Source organism: Methylobacterium sp. Ger2507, assembly GCF_055231875.1.
Map to the genome: position 1 here is coordinate 2,648,726 of NZ_JBUYVC010000001.1, position 14,068 is coordinate 2,662,793.

The 14,068-nt window shown below is 71.1% G+C and carries 17 protein-coding genes; 11 read left to right on the forward strand and 6 right to left on the reverse strand.

Features of this window, described 5'->3' with window-relative positions; genetic code table 11:
- The first annotated feature begins 65 nt into the window (after window positions 1–65).
- From ACV7NL_RS12265 to ACV7NL_RS12295, 7 genes are all read left to right on the forward strand, one after another.
- On the forward strand, window positions 66–461 hold the full coding sequence (locus ACV7NL_RS12265) for a hypothetical protein (RefSeq protein ID WP_463355822.1): 396 nt from the start codon (window positions 66–68) through the stop codon (window positions 459–461).
- Complete coding sequence (locus ACV7NL_RS12270) at window positions 458–859, forward strand: hypothetical protein (protein WP_056180454.1); 402 nt, start codon at window positions 458–460, stop codon at window positions 857–859. Before ACV7NL_RS12265 ends, ACV7NL_RS12270 begins: the two co-directional genes overlap by 4 nt.
- Before the next feature lie 77 nt (window positions 860–936).
- Window positions 937–1,215: a hypothetical protein gene (locus tag ACV7NL_RS12275; RefSeq protein WP_056180451.1), complete on the forward strand. Its 279-nt coding sequence runs from the start codon at window positions 937–939 to the stop codon at window positions 1,213–1,215.
- 65 nt (window positions 1,216–1,280) lie between these two features.
- Window positions 1,281–1,820 (forward strand): DUF2934 domain-containing protein, encoded by a 540-nt coding sequence (locus ACV7NL_RS12280; protein ID WP_463355823.1) that lies wholly within the window; start codon window positions 1,281–1,283, stop codon window positions 1,818–1,820.
- Window positions 1,821–2,006: 186 nt separating this feature from the next.
- Complete coding sequence (locus tag ACV7NL_RS12285; protein WP_056180551.1) at window positions 2,007–2,294, forward strand: hypothetical protein; 288 nt, start codon at window positions 2,007–2,009, stop codon at window positions 2,292–2,294.
- 119 nt (window positions 2,295–2,413) lie between these two features.
- Window positions 2,414–3,088, forward strand: coding sequence for an HAD family hydrolase (locus ACV7NL_RS12290; RefSeq protein ID WP_056180444.1), 675 nt, complete (start codon window positions 2,414–2,416; stop codon window positions 3,086–3,088).
- A 216-nt stretch (window positions 3,089–3,304) separates the two neighbouring features.
- On the forward strand, window positions 3,305–3,514 hold the full coding sequence (locus ACV7NL_RS12295) for a hypothetical protein (protein WP_056180441.1): 210 nt from the start codon (window positions 3,305–3,307) through the stop codon (window positions 3,512–3,514).
- A gap of 34 nt (window positions 3,515–3,548) precedes the next feature.
- Here ACV7NL_RS12295 and ACV7NL_RS12300 read toward each other — a convergent pair whose 3' ends face one another.
- Window positions 3,549–3,782: a hypothetical protein gene (locus ACV7NL_RS12300; protein WP_338011490.1), complete on the reverse strand. Its 234-nt coding sequence runs from the start codon at window positions 3,780–3,782 to the stop codon at window positions 3,549–3,551.
- Window positions 3,783–3,963: 181 nt separating this feature from the next.
- Between ACV7NL_RS12300 and ACV7NL_RS12305 the strand changes: the two genes are divergently transcribed.
- The gene (locus tag ACV7NL_RS12305; protein ID WP_463355824.1) at window positions 3,964–4,107 is read left to right on the forward strand and encodes a hypothetical protein; all 144 of its coding nucleotides are present in this window, start codon (window positions 3,964–3,966) and stop codon (window positions 4,105–4,107) included.
- A gap of 74 nt (window positions 4,108–4,181) precedes the next feature.
- Here ACV7NL_RS12305 and ACV7NL_RS12310 read toward each other — a convergent pair whose 3' ends face one another.
- Entirely contained in the window at window positions 4,182–4,619 is a 438-nt protein-coding gene (locus ACV7NL_RS12310; protein ID WP_156633810.1) for a hypothetical protein, read from the reverse strand.
- A gap of 107 nt (window positions 4,620–4,726) precedes the next feature.
- The gene (locus ACV7NL_RS12315; RefSeq protein ID WP_247634649.1) at window positions 4,727–5,230 is read right to left on the reverse strand and encodes a peptide deformylase; all 504 of its coding nucleotides are present in this window, start codon (window positions 5,228–5,230) and stop codon (window positions 4,727–4,729) included.
- A gap of 149 nt (window positions 5,231–5,379) precedes the next feature.
- Here ACV7NL_RS12315 and ACV7NL_RS12320 point away from each other — a divergent pair, with 149 nt between their 5' ends.
- Window positions 5,380–5,580: a hypothetical protein gene (locus ACV7NL_RS12320; protein ID WP_056180429.1), complete on the forward strand. Its 201-nt coding sequence runs from the start codon at window positions 5,380–5,382 to the stop codon at window positions 5,578–5,580.
- A gap of 31 nt (window positions 5,581–5,611) precedes the next feature.
- Here ACV7NL_RS12320 and ACV7NL_RS12325 read toward each other — a convergent pair whose 3' ends face one another.
- Both ACV7NL_RS12325 and ACV7NL_RS12330 read right to left on the reverse strand, forming a co-directional pair.
- A complete protein-coding gene (locus ACV7NL_RS12325) occupies window positions 5,612–9,898 on the reverse strand; it encodes a translocation/assembly module TamB domain-containing protein (protein ID WP_463357112.1) in 4,287 nt (1,428 codons plus the stop codon).
- Between the two features lie 200 nt (window positions 9,899–10,098).
- The gene (locus tag ACV7NL_RS12330; protein WP_244478313.1) at window positions 10,099–12,030 is read right to left on the reverse strand and encodes an autotransporter assembly complex protein TamA; all 1,932 of its coding nucleotides are present in this window, start codon (window positions 12,028–12,030) and stop codon (window positions 10,099–10,101) included.
- A 706-nt stretch (window positions 12,031–12,736) separates the two neighbouring features.
- On the opposite strand from ACV7NL_RS12330, the gene ACV7NL_RS12335 reads away from it, so the two are divergent.
- Together ACV7NL_RS12335 and ACV7NL_RS12340 are read left to right on the forward strand one after the other, a co-directional pair.
- Entirely contained in the window at window positions 12,737–12,946 is a 210-nt protein-coding gene (locus ACV7NL_RS12335; protein WP_056180426.1) for a cold-shock protein, read from the forward strand.
- A gap of 277 nt (window positions 12,947–13,223) precedes the next feature.
- Entirely contained in the window at window positions 13,224–13,598 is a 375-nt protein-coding gene (locus ACV7NL_RS12340) for a DUF6481 family protein (protein ID WP_056180422.1), read from the forward strand.
- Window positions 13,599–13,747: 149 nt separating this feature from the next.
- Here the strand turns inward: ACV7NL_RS12340 and ACV7NL_RS12345 are convergent, their stop codons facing one another.
- Window positions 13,748–14,050: a hypothetical protein gene (locus tag ACV7NL_RS12345; RefSeq protein ID WP_463355825.1), complete on the reverse strand. Its 303-nt coding sequence runs from the start codon at window positions 14,048–14,050 to the stop codon at window positions 13,748–13,750.
- Window positions 14,051–14,068: the final 18 nt, after the last annotated feature.

The window sequence follows — 14,068 nt, forward strand, 5'->3', positions numbered from 1 at the left end:
GGTCTCCATCGCGCGCGGGTCCGATCCGTGCAGGTCCAATCCATGCAGGTCCGATCGAGGAGTCGATGCAGCTGAGCTTTCGCACCGCCCTGGCAATCACCGGTAGCCTCGCGACCCTCGCGCCTGCTATCGGGGTGGCGACGGCGGGCATGGCTCAGGCCCAGGAACCGCTGTTCCTGCGCATCCGTCCCGCCGGCGAGTCGCTCACCGGCCTCGGCGGCGCGGCGACCTCGGACGACGCGATCGCCCGGGCCGCGCGGGCCCGGAGCGAGGCGGTCTGGCAGCGGGCCGAGGCACGGTCCCGCATTGCCATCGCCTCCGTCTGCACGGGATGCCTCGCACCCCTGGGCCCGGCCACGCCGCCGGTTCCGGTGCGCCCGGAGGCGGACGCACCGACTCCCATCGCGGCCGGTCTCGCGGCCGCGACCCCACCACCCCTCGCACAGGCAGACGCTCCATGACGCAGTCCCATCCGACCAGCGGCGCCGTTCCGGACCCGGATTGCCCGGTCTCCCTCGAACTCCTCGGACAGGTCTACCGGGCCGACGAGGACGACCTGCCCGAAATTCTCGACGCCATGTCGACCACCACGCGGGCGCGCCTCGCGGTCTACCTCTACGGCAAGAGCCACATGCACCAGCTCGGCCTGCGGGTGGCGCGGGCCTGCGAGCGCGAGGATCTGGTGCGGGTCGCCGACGAGATCGGCTCCGTGGTCTACGGCCAGTCCCGTCTGAAGCCGGCCCGCCCCGCCGTCCCGAGCCCGGCCGCCGCGCCGCCCAAGAAGATCAGCCTCGGCGGGTCGGGCGCCAAGAAGATCAGCCTCGGCGGGTCGGGCGCGAAGAACCGCCTGTTCGATTGATCCCCAGGCGACCGTCGGCGCGGCGGGAACGGATTGGCCCGACGGAAGCTTGACGCTGGCTTTGGGAGTGAGGCTGCATGTTCGGTTCGTGGTGGAAGCTCGGCATGGATGCGACCCTGCTGGCGATGGAATCGCAGCAGGTGATCGGTCTGCGCCTGGCGATGATGACTGCGGGCGGGGCGGCGGCTCAGATCGAGGCCGAGCGCATGGTCACCGAAAAGATCATGGCCGCCAATGAGGCGGTCCTGCTCATGGCGACCGGCGGCTCTCCCGCCCGGGTGGTCGCGGGCTACCGGCGCACGGTGCAGGCCAATGCCCGCCGCCTGTCCGAGCCCTCGGCCAAGGGACGCGGTTAACGCTGGCTTAACCATCCGGTTTCATCTTCGGCGGCACACGGGACCGCACGGATGAGGAAACCGCGATGAACCCCTTCGACCATCAGGTGCGCGAGCGCGCCTATTTCATCTGGGAGGACGAGGGCCGGACCTTCGGCCAGGCCGAGGCCCACTGGCTGCGCGCCGAGCGCGAACTGCAGGCCGGCTTGCGTTCCGAGATCGCCGTGGTCCACAGCGTCGCCCCGGATCTGACCCTTTCGGCCAGCCCGGCCGAAGTTCTGTCCGGGACCCTGAAGGCCAAGGCGAGCCGGAGCCGCAGCGCCGGCGCCGCCGTCGAGGGCAAGGCCAAGGCGGCCGCCAAAGCCTCGGACAAGGGATCGGCGAAGGATGCCGGCGCCGGCAAGTCCGCGTCGAAGAAGGCGGAGTCCAAGACTGCGTCGGCCAAAACTGCTGCGACCAAAACTGCTGCGACCAAGACTGCTTCGTCAAAGGCTGCTGCATCCAAGACCCAGGCGGCCGACAAGGCCGGCACGACGAAGAGCGCTTCCACCAAGAGTGCCGCCCCCCGGGCGCCCCGTGCATCCGCCCGTCACCTCGGTGCCGAGAGCGTCGCCACGGTGCACTGAGCTTCGCCCGAGGCTTCTCGGACTGCGATGAGAGCAAAAGCCCGCTTCCCCTGGGGGAGCGGGTTTTTTCGTATCCGTCGCGACCCCGCCCCTGCGGCGGAACGAAGCGGAACCTTGACCGTTGACCGCGTCAAGACGGCGATGCGCCGGCCGGTTGCGCGCACCCTCCTGTCTCCGCGAGGCATCATGAAGACCACCCTCTCGACCCTCCTGGCCCTCAGCATCGCGGGCCTTCCGATCGGCGCCGTGGCGGGTCCCGGCCCCCTGCGGGACGGCCCGGTGATCCTCGATGTCGACAGCACCGGCGGCGTCGGCGGCCGTGCCCCCTGGAGCCGGCCCTACGAGTACGATTCGGGCGGCGACAACGACCGGCGCCCGGAGTTGCCCTATTACCAGCAGGGCCGCGGCCAGCAGACCGGCGGTCCGGCCCGCAATCTCCTGCCCGACGACGGCCTGCACATCTTTCCGCGCTAGGCCCACCCCGCACGCCCCGGAAAACCGAGGCGGCGGCGGAACAGTCGGGATCATCACCCGTTCGCCCCCGGTGCCTCGGCTGGTCGGCCGGAGGCCGGCTTCGGGACCGGGACGACGTGATGACCAAGACCGTGCGGGCGGTGATCTTCGATATCGACGGGACCTTGCTCGACAGCGTCGATCTCCACGCCCAGGCCTGGGTTGACGCCTTCGCGCATTTCGGCGTGACCGTCTCGCACGACCAGGCCCGGAGCCAGATCGGCAAGGGCGGCGACCAGCTCCTGCCGGTGTTCCTCGACGCGGAGCGGGTGGAGCGTGAAGGCGAGGCGATCGAGGCCTATCGCTCGGACCTGTTCAAGCGCGACTACCTGCCGAAGGTGAAGCCGTTTCCGGGCGTTCGCGCCCTGTTCCAGCACCTCAAGGGGGAGGGGATCACCCTGGCGCTGGCCTCGTCCGGCAAGGGCAGCGAGGTCGCGCATTATCAGTCGCTCCTCGAGATCGAGGATCTGACCGACGTCGTCGTCAGCTCCGACGACGTCGAGCGCTCGAAGCCCTTCCCCGACATCTTTCAGGCCGCCCTGACAAAGCTCGCGCCGCTCTCGGCCGAGGCGGCGATCGTCATCGGCGATACGCCCTACGATGCCGAGGCCGCGAACAAGGCCGGGCTGCGCACCGTCGGCGTGCTGTGCGGGGGATTTCCCGAGGCGGGTCTGAGCGCGGCGGGCTGCATCGCCCTCTACCGGGACCCGCAGGATCTTCTCGACGGCTACCGGGATTCTCCCCTGGCACGGTGAGGTCGATTCGCATCGCCTGAGCCGGCATCCGGATCACAGGCGGTGCGGGATCTGCAGCGATCCACACATTCCAACTTGATCCGTGTTTGTTCCGGTGCGCAGGACAGGATTGCGTGCCGGCTATGGATAGATGGCAAAAAACTCTGGCGCCCCGTCAAGTGATGGCGTAGCGAGCCGGCCGTGATCGCGTCCGATCACGCCACGGATCCGCGGACCATGCCCCAGCCGGCCCAGACGAACCCGACCTCTCAGATGCCCTGCGAGCAGGCGCCCCTCCACTCCCTGATCGATGCGGCGGTCCAGGACCGGACCACGCCGATCAGCCGCCTGCTCCGCCTGATGTCGGCCCTGGATGCCGACACCACCGCCAACGAGAACCTTCGGCACGTCCTGCGCGCCCGCATCGGCGCCCCGCTCAGCGTCTGATTCCGACCCGCCGGGGCGCCATGAGGCCTCGGCGCTAGGTCCGGGGCCGTTCCCGCCGGCGCGGGGCGGCCGGATTCCGCTTCATGCAGGCGAAGTAGAGCTGACGACCGATCGCGTAGAGGCCGAGGCCCTTCGGATCGGGGGTGGAGAACACCTTGTCGCGGGCCTCGTCGCGGCAGGCTGCGTCCTGCGGGCTCTGGATCGGCGTCGAGGCGCCCTGGGCCAGCGCCCCCGTCGCCGCCACAGCCACCGCCATGGCAAGGCTCACGCAGCCCAAGATCCCCACACCGCGCGCTCGTATCGGTCCCGACATAAATCCCCTCATGGTCTGGTCTCGCGTCGTCCCGTCCGGACGCGCGGCCGGTTTCAACTTATGGCAGAATCCACGCGCACGCACTCGCCTGCTTGACGGCGAGGCATTCGAACGGGGCACCGCCGACCATGGCGCGATGCTCCGCCGCCCCGATCCGAGCCCGTGCGATCCGGCGACAGCCTGGATGGCCGGGAAGGGCGGCTTCGATCGCCGCGTGATCACCCCGCGCCATCAGAACCCGAAGCTCGACCAGGGTGTCGCAGCCGATGACATCGGTTGATTCGGCGGCCCGGGCCGGTGCCGCCACCCCGGTGGCTCCCAGAAAAAGGAAGCTTGCGAACAGACAGGGACGAATCATCGGCGGGCTTTCTCCAATGGCGCGGCTTTCTCCGGCGGTGCGGCTTTCTCCGGGGCACGCCCCTTGTCGCCGGATCGGGATTTGCCCGGCGTGGCGCCGGACGGCGCAACCGTGCCGGCGACCACCCATTGGCAGATGGCGGTGGTCCTCAGGGTCAGGCAATCGTAGGCGTTGCCGTTGAGCGAGAGGTGCTCCGAGATCCCCGAAACCGTCTCACGCGCGACGACGGCGCAGCCGAGGTGATCGGCCTTGTCGTCGGCCAGCATCGCGGCGGCCCCGCCGGCATCGTTCTTCGCCTGCCGCAGGAGCAGGCGTAGATTGGCCAGCGACGGGCAGCCGATGGCCGGGGGCGGCGCCACCGCCGCGGCCGGTGCGGCCGAGGCACCGGCCGGCACGACGGCGCCGAGGGCGAGGACGAGCAGGAGAAATCGCATCGGGTCTATCGGGCCGATCTGCGCGCGAGCCGCGCTCAACAGGGGGAAGGGGGCGCTCCGCTGCCGAGCGATAACGCATGGCGGCCGAATCCGAGCCATGATCGGCCTCAGGCACCGGCCCGGCGCAGCTTGGCGAAGCGCTTGATCGCGCGCTCGCGGCGCAAGCGGGACAGGCGCTCGATCCAGAAGACGCCGTCGAGCTGATCGATCTCGTGCTGCAGGCAGGCCGCCCGGAACCCCTCCGCCTCCTCTTCCCGCTCCGTCCCGTCGAGGTCGCGGTAGCGGACCCGGACCCGCACGGCGCGATCGACCACCTCCATCACCCCCGGCATCGACACGCTCCCCTCCGTTTGCGGGCCGCGCTCCGGCGAGGCCCAGACGATCTCGGGGTTGACGTAGGCGGTCACCGGCTCGCCCGGCTCCATCCGCAGCAGCACGAGGCGCTGCGGGCGACCGATATGCGGCAGGGTCAGCCCAAGGGCCGAAACCGCCAGCATCACCGCCTCGAGGTCGCGGGCGGCGGCCCGTAAGGCCTCGTCGACGTGCAGGACAGGCTCCGCGACACGGCGCAAGCCGGGATCCGGGTAGATCAGCAGGGATGCGGCGGTCACGGGATTGGGCGTGTCCTGACGGAGTGTGGGGACGGGCGAGCCGCAGCCTTCACGGTTGCGCGAGAGGCCGGCGAAAGCCGGGTCTCGAACACAGGCTGGCCCATGCCTTGCGGCGGGACACGTCAGATCAAACCCGCTCCGGAGACGCAATGGCCAACCGCGCGCACGATCCCGTTTCTCCCTCCATGTCCTCCTCCGTCGCCCGTCGCTTCCTGCGGCTGCACGAGTCCGGCGAGGTGATCCTGCTCGGCCTCACCACGCTTCTCGGCACGCTGTGGGCGATCGTTCTCGTCACCCATTTCCACGAGCCGATGAGCCGGTTCGGCCAGGCACTCTGGGTGATGCGCTGAGGCTGATGCGTTCGGGCTGATGCGCTGAGGCTCAGTATTCCCACTCGGCGCCGACACCCACCGCCGTGCGGCCGTCGCTGCCGGCCTCGCCCTGGATCTTGATGCGCCGGGTCACGTCGTAATCCACCGTCGCCGCCGTATCGGCCGGCTTGGCTCCGGCCTTCACGCCGACGCTGAGGCGGTCGCTGAGATAGCGCGAGGCGCCGAGCGCCGGTCCGCCGCTGGCGCCCGTGGAAACGTCGAGGCTGTCGAGCCCCAGGCCCTTGCGGGCCTGCTCGAACACGTCCACGCCGCCGGCCCCGCCCGAGAACTGCGCCACCGCCTGCGCCAGCTGCAGCGCCTGGAACGGCGACAGGCCGCCCGAGGCCTTCTTGAACAGCAGGCGCGACAGCACCTCGTCCTGCGGCAGGCTCGGGTCCGAAGTGAGCAGGAAGCTCGGCTGGTTGGCCGGCCCGGTGACGGCGATGCGTGCCGTGACCTCGGCGGCCTTGGTCTCGGCGACGAAGTCGAGGTCGGGGGTGGCGATCTCGCCGCCGAAAACCAGGCGCCCGCGGGTGAAGTCGAGGCGCTGGCCGACCACGCTGAGGCGGCCGCGCCGCATCTCGAAATCGCCGGTGGCGACGGGGTCGCGCGAGGAGCCGGTCAGCCGGAGCGATCCGCCGAGTTCGGCATCGATGCCGCGGCCGCGCACGAAGATGCGGTTGGGCGCGTTCACCGCCACGTCGAGGGTGGCGTCGAAGGGCGCGGCGGCCTTGCCCTTGCGGCCCAGGGCCGCGATCTTGGCGCGGCGGTCGGCGCGCGCGGCGAGGCGGGCGCGGACGTCCGGCGGCGTGTTGACCCGGCGGATCTCGGGCAGGGGCTGCACCGTGGCGGGCAGGCGGTCCGGCACCGAGACGTCGACCGAGACGAGGTCGATGCGGCCGGCCACCTTCGGCGTCCGGGCCAGCGGGCCCGTCAGCGCGAGATTGAGGCTCGCCACCGCCGTCATCAGCGGGCTGGAGACCAGTTCGGCGCGCTCGGCCATCACCCGGATGGAGCCGGGGAAGCCTGCGGCGGGATCGAGCGCCACCTTGCCGTCGCCGCGCAGGCTGCCGCCGTTGCGGGTCAGGGCGGTCAGGCGCTCCACCACCAGGGTGTCCCCGCGCCCGGTCACCCGGCCCTCGATGTTGGTGAGGCGGATGCCCTGGAGCGGGTCGGTGAAGGAACCACCCGTCAGGGTGGCGCTGCCCTCGGCCCGGGGGGCCGCGAGGGTTCCGGCCACGCCGGCATCGAGGGCGATGCGGCCGGCGACGCGCTGGCCGCCGACGCTGAGGAAGCTGTTGGCGAGCGCCGCGTCGAGGGTCCCGCGCAGCTTCACCGCCAGGGCCTCGCCCGGCGCCACCGGCAGCGAGCCCGTCACCGTCATCTCGGCCCCGCGTCCGGCGGACACCCGTCCGTCGATGCCGGCCCGTCCGTCGCTCACCGTGCCGCTCGCCCGCGCGTCGATGGGCGGGAGGCCGGCCTTGCGGGTCTCGGGCGTGACGAGGCGGGCGACCGTCAGGGCGTAGCGACCCTCGGGCCGGCTCGCCGAGCCGCGCAGGTCGGCCTCGCCGTCCAGGGTCCCGGTCAGGGCGAGGTTGGGCGAAGCGATCCGCGCCAGGGCCAGGGGCAGACTGCGGATACCGAGCTTGAGGTCGAGGGCCTGTCCGACCCGGCCCGACAGGCTGAGGCGGCCGCTGCCGGCGGCGACCACGAGATTGTCGATGACGGCCGAGCCCGCGTCGAGGGTCACGCTGGCGGGGCCGGCCAGGGCGAAACGGTCGCCGCCGCGCGCGGCGGAGAAGCGGGCCAGCTCGATGCGCGTGCGCTCGCCGGGCACGAGCCGGGCGGCGCCGTCGAGGTCGAAGCCCCGGGCTTTGGCCGTGAGGGTGATGTCGCTGGCGCTGGGCGAGCCCACGGCGACGAGCCGCACGGTGTCGAGGCTCTGGCCGGAGGCAAGGATGCGGTCGGCATTGACCCGCCCGTCGACGACCGGACGGCCGAGCAGGTCCCGCCCTTTCAGATCGGCATCAAGGCGCGACAGACCGAATTCGCCGAACCGGAGCGACGCCCCGTTCGCCAGGATGGCGGCATCCTGGCGCCCGCCCGCGCGGGACAGGGTGATGGCCGCTTCGACGTTGCCGCCCATGGGCGTCAGGGCCAGGGGCGCGAGATCGTCGAGGTTGCCGGCCTTGAGGGCCAGCGCCCCCTCGGTGAGAAGGGTGCGGGCGTCGAGGGCGGCATGGCCGTCCAGGGCGACGGAGCCGAGGCCGAAGGCGAGGCGGTCGAGGATCCAGGCATCGGGCGACGGCCGGGCCACGTGGGCATCGCCGCGCAGGGCCTTGCCGCCCACCTCGCCGGACACCCGCAGGGTGCCGTCGAGGGCGCCGGTGACGTCCGTCAGCGCCGTCTCGACCCGGAGGTCGCGCAGGGGCCGCCCGAGGGCGCGGGCGTCGTCGGTGGTGAGCGTGGCTTTGAGGTCGGGCTTCTCCAGGGTGCCGGTGAGGCGTCCGTCGAGGAGCGCGCGGCCGGCGAGCTTCGGGTCGAGGGTCGAGAGGTCCTTCAGGTCGACCACCAGCTTGGCGTCGGCCAGGCGCGCGGTGGCGCGGCCCTCCAGGCGGCCGACGATCTCGGCCCCTTCGAAGCGGGCATTGTCGAAGGCGTAGCCGTCATAGACCTGAGACAGGCGGCCGCTGAAGCGCGGCGAGGGACCGAGCGTGCGGTCGAGCGCCGGCAACGACAGGACGAGGCCCGAGCTGCGCAGATCCACATCGGCGTTGACCGCCTTGCGGGCCGGATCGCCGCTCAGCGCCGCCCGCGCCGTCAGGGTGCCGGAGAGCGGCCGCCCGGCCACCTCCGAGAAGGCCGCGAGATCGGACAGGGCCGCGTCGAGCGTGCCCGTGAGGGTGTTCTGCCCGACCTTGCCGGCATAGGTCGCGCGGGCCGTCGGCCCGTCGAGCGTGAACGCGGCGACATCGACGACGCCGTCGGGCTGCAGCGTGCCGCGGAAGGTCAATCCAGCCCGCGATCCGATGGCCCGGCGCAGGGCCGGATCGGCGAGGCGCAGGCCGTCGACCTTGGCGTCGGCGGAAAGCGCGAAGCGCGCGGCCGCCGGGTCGGTGCCGGCCGGCACCATCGACAGAGCGGCGTCGATCCGCTCCAGGGCCGAGCCGCCGGCGCGCAGGCCCGCGGCCTTGAGGGTGCCGTTGACGATGGGACGCGCGATCGGTCCCTTCAGGCTGCCGTCGAACACCAGGGTGTCGAGTTCGGCATCCGCCGCCTTGGTGACGCCGCCCTCGGTGGGCACGGCGCGGGCGGAGACGAGGAAGTCGGCGACCCGATCGGCGGTCAGGGTACCCCGTGCCTCGAGGCGGGCGGTGCGCGAAGTGAGTTCCAGGCGGTCGATGCCGAAGGCGCCGCTGTCGGAAAAGCGCAGGCCACCGTCGAGCTTGGTCGTGCCGGAGAAGATCGCCGCGGCCGGGCCGGGCAGCAGCCCCTCGATCCGCGAGGCGAGGTCGAGGGCGAGCCGGCGCTCCGCACCGATGCGGGAGATGCGGGCGGTGCCCCGGGCGCCGAGATCGGGGCCGGCATCGAAGTCGAGGCGGGCATTCCAGGCGTCGAGGCTGCCACGCCCGTCGAGGTCGAGATTGATCGCCGGCGTCCCCGGCAGGTTGGCGGCCTTGGACAGGAGCCCACCGGCGGGCTCCACCAGGGTGGTTTTCAATTCCAGAATCTCGCCCTTCGGCACGAACAGCAACCGGGCGCCGAACCGGCCCTCGGCGTCGAGGCGGCGCACGGAGACGTCGAGGTCGAGGCCCTCGGACGGGGCACCGAGCTTGGCCCGGCCCTCGGCGGTAAGGCGGGCCGGCTGCCCGGCCAGGGCCTCGCCGAGGATCAGTTCGGCGAGCTTGAACGTCTTGATCTCGACCTTGACCGGCAGGTCGGGCAGCAGCGACCCGTCGGGCTCGGGCGTCGCCGAGACCGGAGCGGGAAGGGGGCGGCGCAGCACTTCGAGGCGCCCGACTTCCAGGCTCTCCACCTCCAGGCGGCCCGACAGGAGCGCCAGGCGGCGCCATACCAGGCGCGCCCGGTCGAGCTTCAGCCAGACGCCGTTGGCGTCGCTGATCGCCACGTCGCGGATGGTGGCGTCCGACGACAGGGCACCGTCCACCGCCCCGATGGCGACCCGCGACCCCGGCGTCGACAGGGCCTTCGACAGCAGGCCGCCCAGCACGGTCTTCTCGCCGTCATCGGCACGGGTGAGGGTGGCGGGCGTCGCGGCGAAGACGGACAGGCACAGGGTGGCGGCGAGGAGGCGCGCTTTCCCGACCCTCCTTGCGGGGGAGGGTGACGCGCGGAGCGGGTCGGGAGAGGGGAGCGACGTGTCCGGACAGGGCGCCCCCTCTCCCGCCTGCTCCGCAGGCACCCTCGCCTGCAGAGGGGAGAGGGTCGCTATCCGCGCGATCGAGATCCCCGCATGGGAACGCTTCCGAAATCCCATCAAAAGGACTGTCCCAGGCTGATGTACAGGGCCACGGGGCGCTCGCGGTTGCCCTTGATGCGGTCCATCGGGAAGGCGACGTCGACCCGGATCGGGCCGATGCCGGTGTAGTAGCGCAGGCCCAGGCCGACCGCGTAGCGGATGCGCTCGTCGAAGTCGGGGACGCTGCCGGCGAAGGCCGTGCCGGCGTCGATGAACGGCACCACCCCGATCGTGTCGGTGACCTTGATGCGCGCCTCCACCGAAGCTTCGAGCAGGCTGCGGCCGCCGATCGGCAAGTTGAAGGGTCCGCGCGGCCCGAGCGTCCGATAGGGGAAGCCGCGCACCGAGCCGCCGCCGCCGGCGAAGAAGCGGATATTGGCCGGGATATCCTCCAGGCTGGCCCCCGAGATCGAGCCGAAGCCGATGCGGCCGGCCAGGATGTAGCGGGCCTCGTCGTCGAAGGCGTAGTAGGTCGAGCCCTGCGCCTTGGCGACGAAGATCGACGGGTCGGAGCCGAGGATGCCCGCATAGGGCGTCGCCGAGGCGGTCAGGCGCACGCCCTCGGTCGGATCGAGCAGGTTGTCGGTGGAATCGTAGGACACCGAGACCGGCACGCCGATGAGGCGGTAATCGACCTTGCCGAGGGCATCCTGCGAGCGCCCTGCCTGTCCGTCGAGGCCGACCTGGGCGAAGAAGGTGTCGGAGAAGCGGTGGCGCAGGGCCACCGTGCCGCCGGCCGCATCGCTGACGTAGGATTGCTGCGCCTCGCGGCCCGCGAAGACGTTGGCGATGAAATCGTTGCGGGTGCCCCACAGGGCCGGCTTGACGAAGGTGGCCGAGAGCCGCCCGCCGAGGCCGTTCGAATCGATACCGGCGGCCTTGCGCTGCTTGGCGTAGAGATCGTTGCCAAGATAGTAGATGTCGGCATCGACCCGGAAGGTCTCGCCGCCGCCGAACAGGTTGCGGTTGGCGTAATAGGCCCGGATGCCCGGTCCATCGACGGTGGAGTAGCGGGCCGCGACGCCGATCAGGTTCTTCTCGCGTTCCGTGACGTCGACGAAGATCGGCAGGTTGCCGGAGGGGTCGAGGGTCTCGCCCTCGCGCACCCGGATCGAGCCGAGGCCCTCGACCTTGGCGACCGAGCGGCGAATGTCGGAAACCGCCTTGGGCGAGTAGGGATCGCCCGGCTCGGCGTAGATGAACGAGCGCACCACCGCCGGATCGATGTCCTTGGTGCCGCGCACCGCGACCTCGCCGAGGCCGGCGATCGGACCCGGATCGATGGTGTAGGTCACGTCCATGACGTGGGCGGCGTCGTCCACGACGGGATCGCGCGCGGCCGCCTTGGCGAAGGGATGGCCCAGCGCCCGGAAGCGGTCGACGATCTTCGCCTCGCGGGCCAGCACGGTGGCCGAGCGGGCCGGCACGTCGGCGCCGACACGGGTGAAGCGCTCCGGCAGGATCTCCTCGGGGAACGGGTTGCCCCGGAGGTCGCGGGCTGCGATCGAGCGCAGGGTGTAGAGCGGGCCGGGATCGACCACGATCTTGACCGGAACCAGGGCGCGGGCGCGCGACGCCTCCGCCGCGCGGGCGGCCGGGACGACGCTCGGCTCGCCGGCCAGCACCACGCCGTCGATGCGGATCGTCACCGTGCCCTGGTAATAGCCGTAGCCGGACAGCACGTCGGCGAGGCGGCGCTGGTCGGCCTCCGCCCGGCGGACCAGGCCCTCGCCGTCCGGCGGCGCTTCCTGGCGCAGGCGATAGAGGGTCGAGGTGTCCTGCAGCGCCCGCAGGACGTCGTCATCGTCGATGCCGGAGATCTTCACCGTGTAGGGCAGGGCCGCGGCGCTCGGCGCCGGCGGCTCCTCCTCGGAGCCGAACAGCCCGAACAGGTCGAAGGCCGCCGCCGGCACGGCAGCCCCGCCCGCCCCGGCGAGACCGGCGGCCAGCGGCCAAGCGGCGCGCGCCAGCCTCAGCAGCGTCACGTGTCGAACCCGCCCCCGAATCCGCGTCACGAATGGCTGTTCCCGACCGGGCCCGGCATCAGGCCCCGCTTTGAGCCCCGCGTCGGTCCCCGGATGCATCGTCGCTGACTCACGGACCCCGTCATTCCACCTCCGCCCCGACCGCACGGACCCAGGATCGGGCGCCGCCCTCTCCAAGCCGTTAAGGCCATGGCGGCCTTCCAAAGCCCGTTCGGGCCAGATCGTGAAGGCCGTCAACCTATCGATGCGGCGGCGTGGCAGCAACCGCGTCACCCCCCACCTCGCCCGGACGTGATGCCGCCGTCCCCGTCCTCCACCGGTTCGCAAACCCGGTCTGGCGAATCCCGTTCAGCAAGGCGCGATCGCGTAAGCCCCTGTGGCGGGATGCGCTTTCGTCGATCGGCGAGGGAACCCGATTCACGCCAGCGCCTTGTCCTCCCGTCGCAGGCTTCCTAATTTTGACCCCATCGCTCCATGGCCGGTTCCCACCGGGTAGCACATCCGTCATTGCGTCGAGCCTGCCCGCCAGGCCCGTCCACGGATGCCGCTGCGATCGCAATCCCATTCGAAGACCCTGCGCCTCGGGTGCCCGTGCGAGATCGCGCGGGTGCCGGGCAGCCGATGGCAGGCAAGATCACGCTCCACCCCAAAACGCTTCAGGAGGATTCCCATGAGCACGGGCACCGTGAAATGGTTCAACGAGACCAAGGGCTACGGCTTCATCCAGCCGGATGATGGCGGCAAGGACGTGTTCGTCCACATCTCGGCCGTGGAGCGCGCCGGCATGCGCAACCTCATCGAGGGACAGAAGGTGTCCTACGAGATCGAAAGCGACCGCCGCACCGGCAAGCAGTCGGCCGGCAACCTCCAGGCGGCGTGAGCCGCATCGACCGACTTGCGGCGTGAGCCGCATTGGAGGACTTGCGGCGTGAGCCGCATCGGTTGAATTTCGGCGCAGCGATGCCGAACTACTGAGGCATCGTTTCAACAAGCTGTCAGAAGCCGCTCGCCCATGGGCGGCTTCTGTTGATTCCCGCCAGTCCCTCAGGCATGGGGCTGCTGCGATTTGAACCATCCGAAACGATCATTCCCCCACGGCCCCATGCCGCGCGTGCACCACGCCGGATGCGGGCGACTCACCACATGAGAAAGGTCAGATGGGCGCCTTCGACTATCGGAATTTCGACGACCGCCGTAAGAACTCCCTCAGCGCCAAGCAGATGCTGCTGGAAAAATTCAAGGCCCGCCCGCCGGCCGACGATCCGGAGATGATCGCCAAGGCCCAGGCCCGCGCCGAGGTGGCTCGCGCCCGCGAGGAGCGCGCCCGGGAGCGGGAAGCCGCCCGGATCGCTGCCGAGAAGGCCGCAGCCGAGGCCAAGCGCGCGCGCGAGGAGGCGGAACTCGCTGCCCAGATCGCCCGCGAGGAGGCCGAGGCTCTGGCCGCCGCCGAGCGCAAGGCGGCGGAACTGGCCGAGAAGAAAGCGGCCCGCGATGCCCGCTATGCGGCCCGCAAGGCCAAAGCCCGCCGCTGACATCCGGCAACCGGCCGACATTTGGTTCCGGGCCGGCACGCCGCTCCGGGCCGACATCACCTCGAAACGACAGAAGGGCCGGCGAGGGATCGCCGGCCCTTCTGTCGTTTCGGCACCGCCCGGCAGCGGGCGATGCGAACCGGTCGCGATCAGGCGTCCTTGTGATCCTCGGTCTCGCGGTCTTCGGTCTCCGAATCTGCAACCTCCGATTCTTCGACTTCCGATTCTTCGACCTCCTGGCCCTCGTTGCCCTCGGTCTGCGGCTCGGCCTGCTCGCTGGTCTCTTCCTCGGGGCGCGGACCGGCCTTGAAGGTCCGGCGCGGCGCGTTTCCGCGCTTCATCTGGATCGGCTTCTCGATCGCACCCAGCCGCTCGGACAGCTGCTTGGCGCGCTCGTTGAAGTCATTGGTCGAGCGCGATTGCGACGCACCGCTCTTGAACGCGTTAGCCACTTGGGCCTCATGGAGTTG

What these genes read in the sequence shown, in the direction of transcription:
- ACV7NL_RS12265 (WP_463355822.1), top strand. Translation starts at nt 66, where the DNA reads ATGCAGCTGAGCTTTCGCACCGCCCTGGCAATCACCGGTAGCCTCGCG.
- ACV7NL_RS12270 (WP_056180454.1), top strand. Translation starts at nt 458, where the DNA reads ATGACGCAGTCCCATCCGACCAGCGGCGCCGTTCCGGACCCGGATTGC.
- ACV7NL_RS12275 (WP_056180451.1), top strand. Translation starts at nt 937, where the DNA reads ATGTTCGGTTCGTGGTGGAAGCTCGGCATGGATGCGACCCTGCTGGCG.
- ACV7NL_RS12280 (WP_463355823.1), top strand. Translation starts at nt 1,281, where the DNA reads ATGAACCCCTTCGACCATCAGGTGCGCGAGCGCGCCTATTTCATCTGG.
- ACV7NL_RS12285 (WP_056180551.1), top strand. Translation starts at nt 2,007, where the DNA reads ATGAAGACCACCCTCTCGACCCTCCTGGCCCTCAGCATCGCGGGCCTT.
- ACV7NL_RS12290 (WP_056180444.1), top strand. Translation starts at nt 2,414, where the DNA reads ATGACCAAGACCGTGCGGGCGGTGATCTTCGATATCGACGGGACCTTG.
- ACV7NL_RS12295 (WP_056180441.1), top strand. Translation starts at nt 3,305, where the DNA reads ATGCCCCAGCCGGCCCAGACGAACCCGACCTCTCAGATGCCCTGCGAG.
- ACV7NL_RS12305 (WP_463355824.1), top strand. Translation starts at nt 3,964, where the DNA reads ATGCTCCGCCGCCCCGATCCGAGCCCGTGCGATCCGGCGACAGCCTGG.
- ACV7NL_RS12310 (WP_156633810.1), bottom strand. Translation starts at nt 4,619, where the DNA reads ATGCGATTTCTCCTGCTCGTCCTCGCCCTCGGCGCCGTCGTGCCGGCC.
- ACV7NL_RS12320 (WP_056180429.1), top strand. Translation starts at nt 5,380, where the DNA reads ATGGCCAACCGCGCGCACGATCCCGTTTCTCCCTCCATGTCCTCCTCC.
- ACV7NL_RS12335 (WP_056180426.1), top strand. Translation starts at nt 12,737, where the DNA reads ATGAGCACGGGCACCGTGAAATGGTTCAACGAGACCAAGGGCTACGGC.
- ACV7NL_RS12340 (WP_056180422.1), top strand. Translation starts at nt 13,224, where the DNA reads ATGGGCGCCTTCGACTATCGGAATTTCGACGACCGCCGTAAGAACTCC.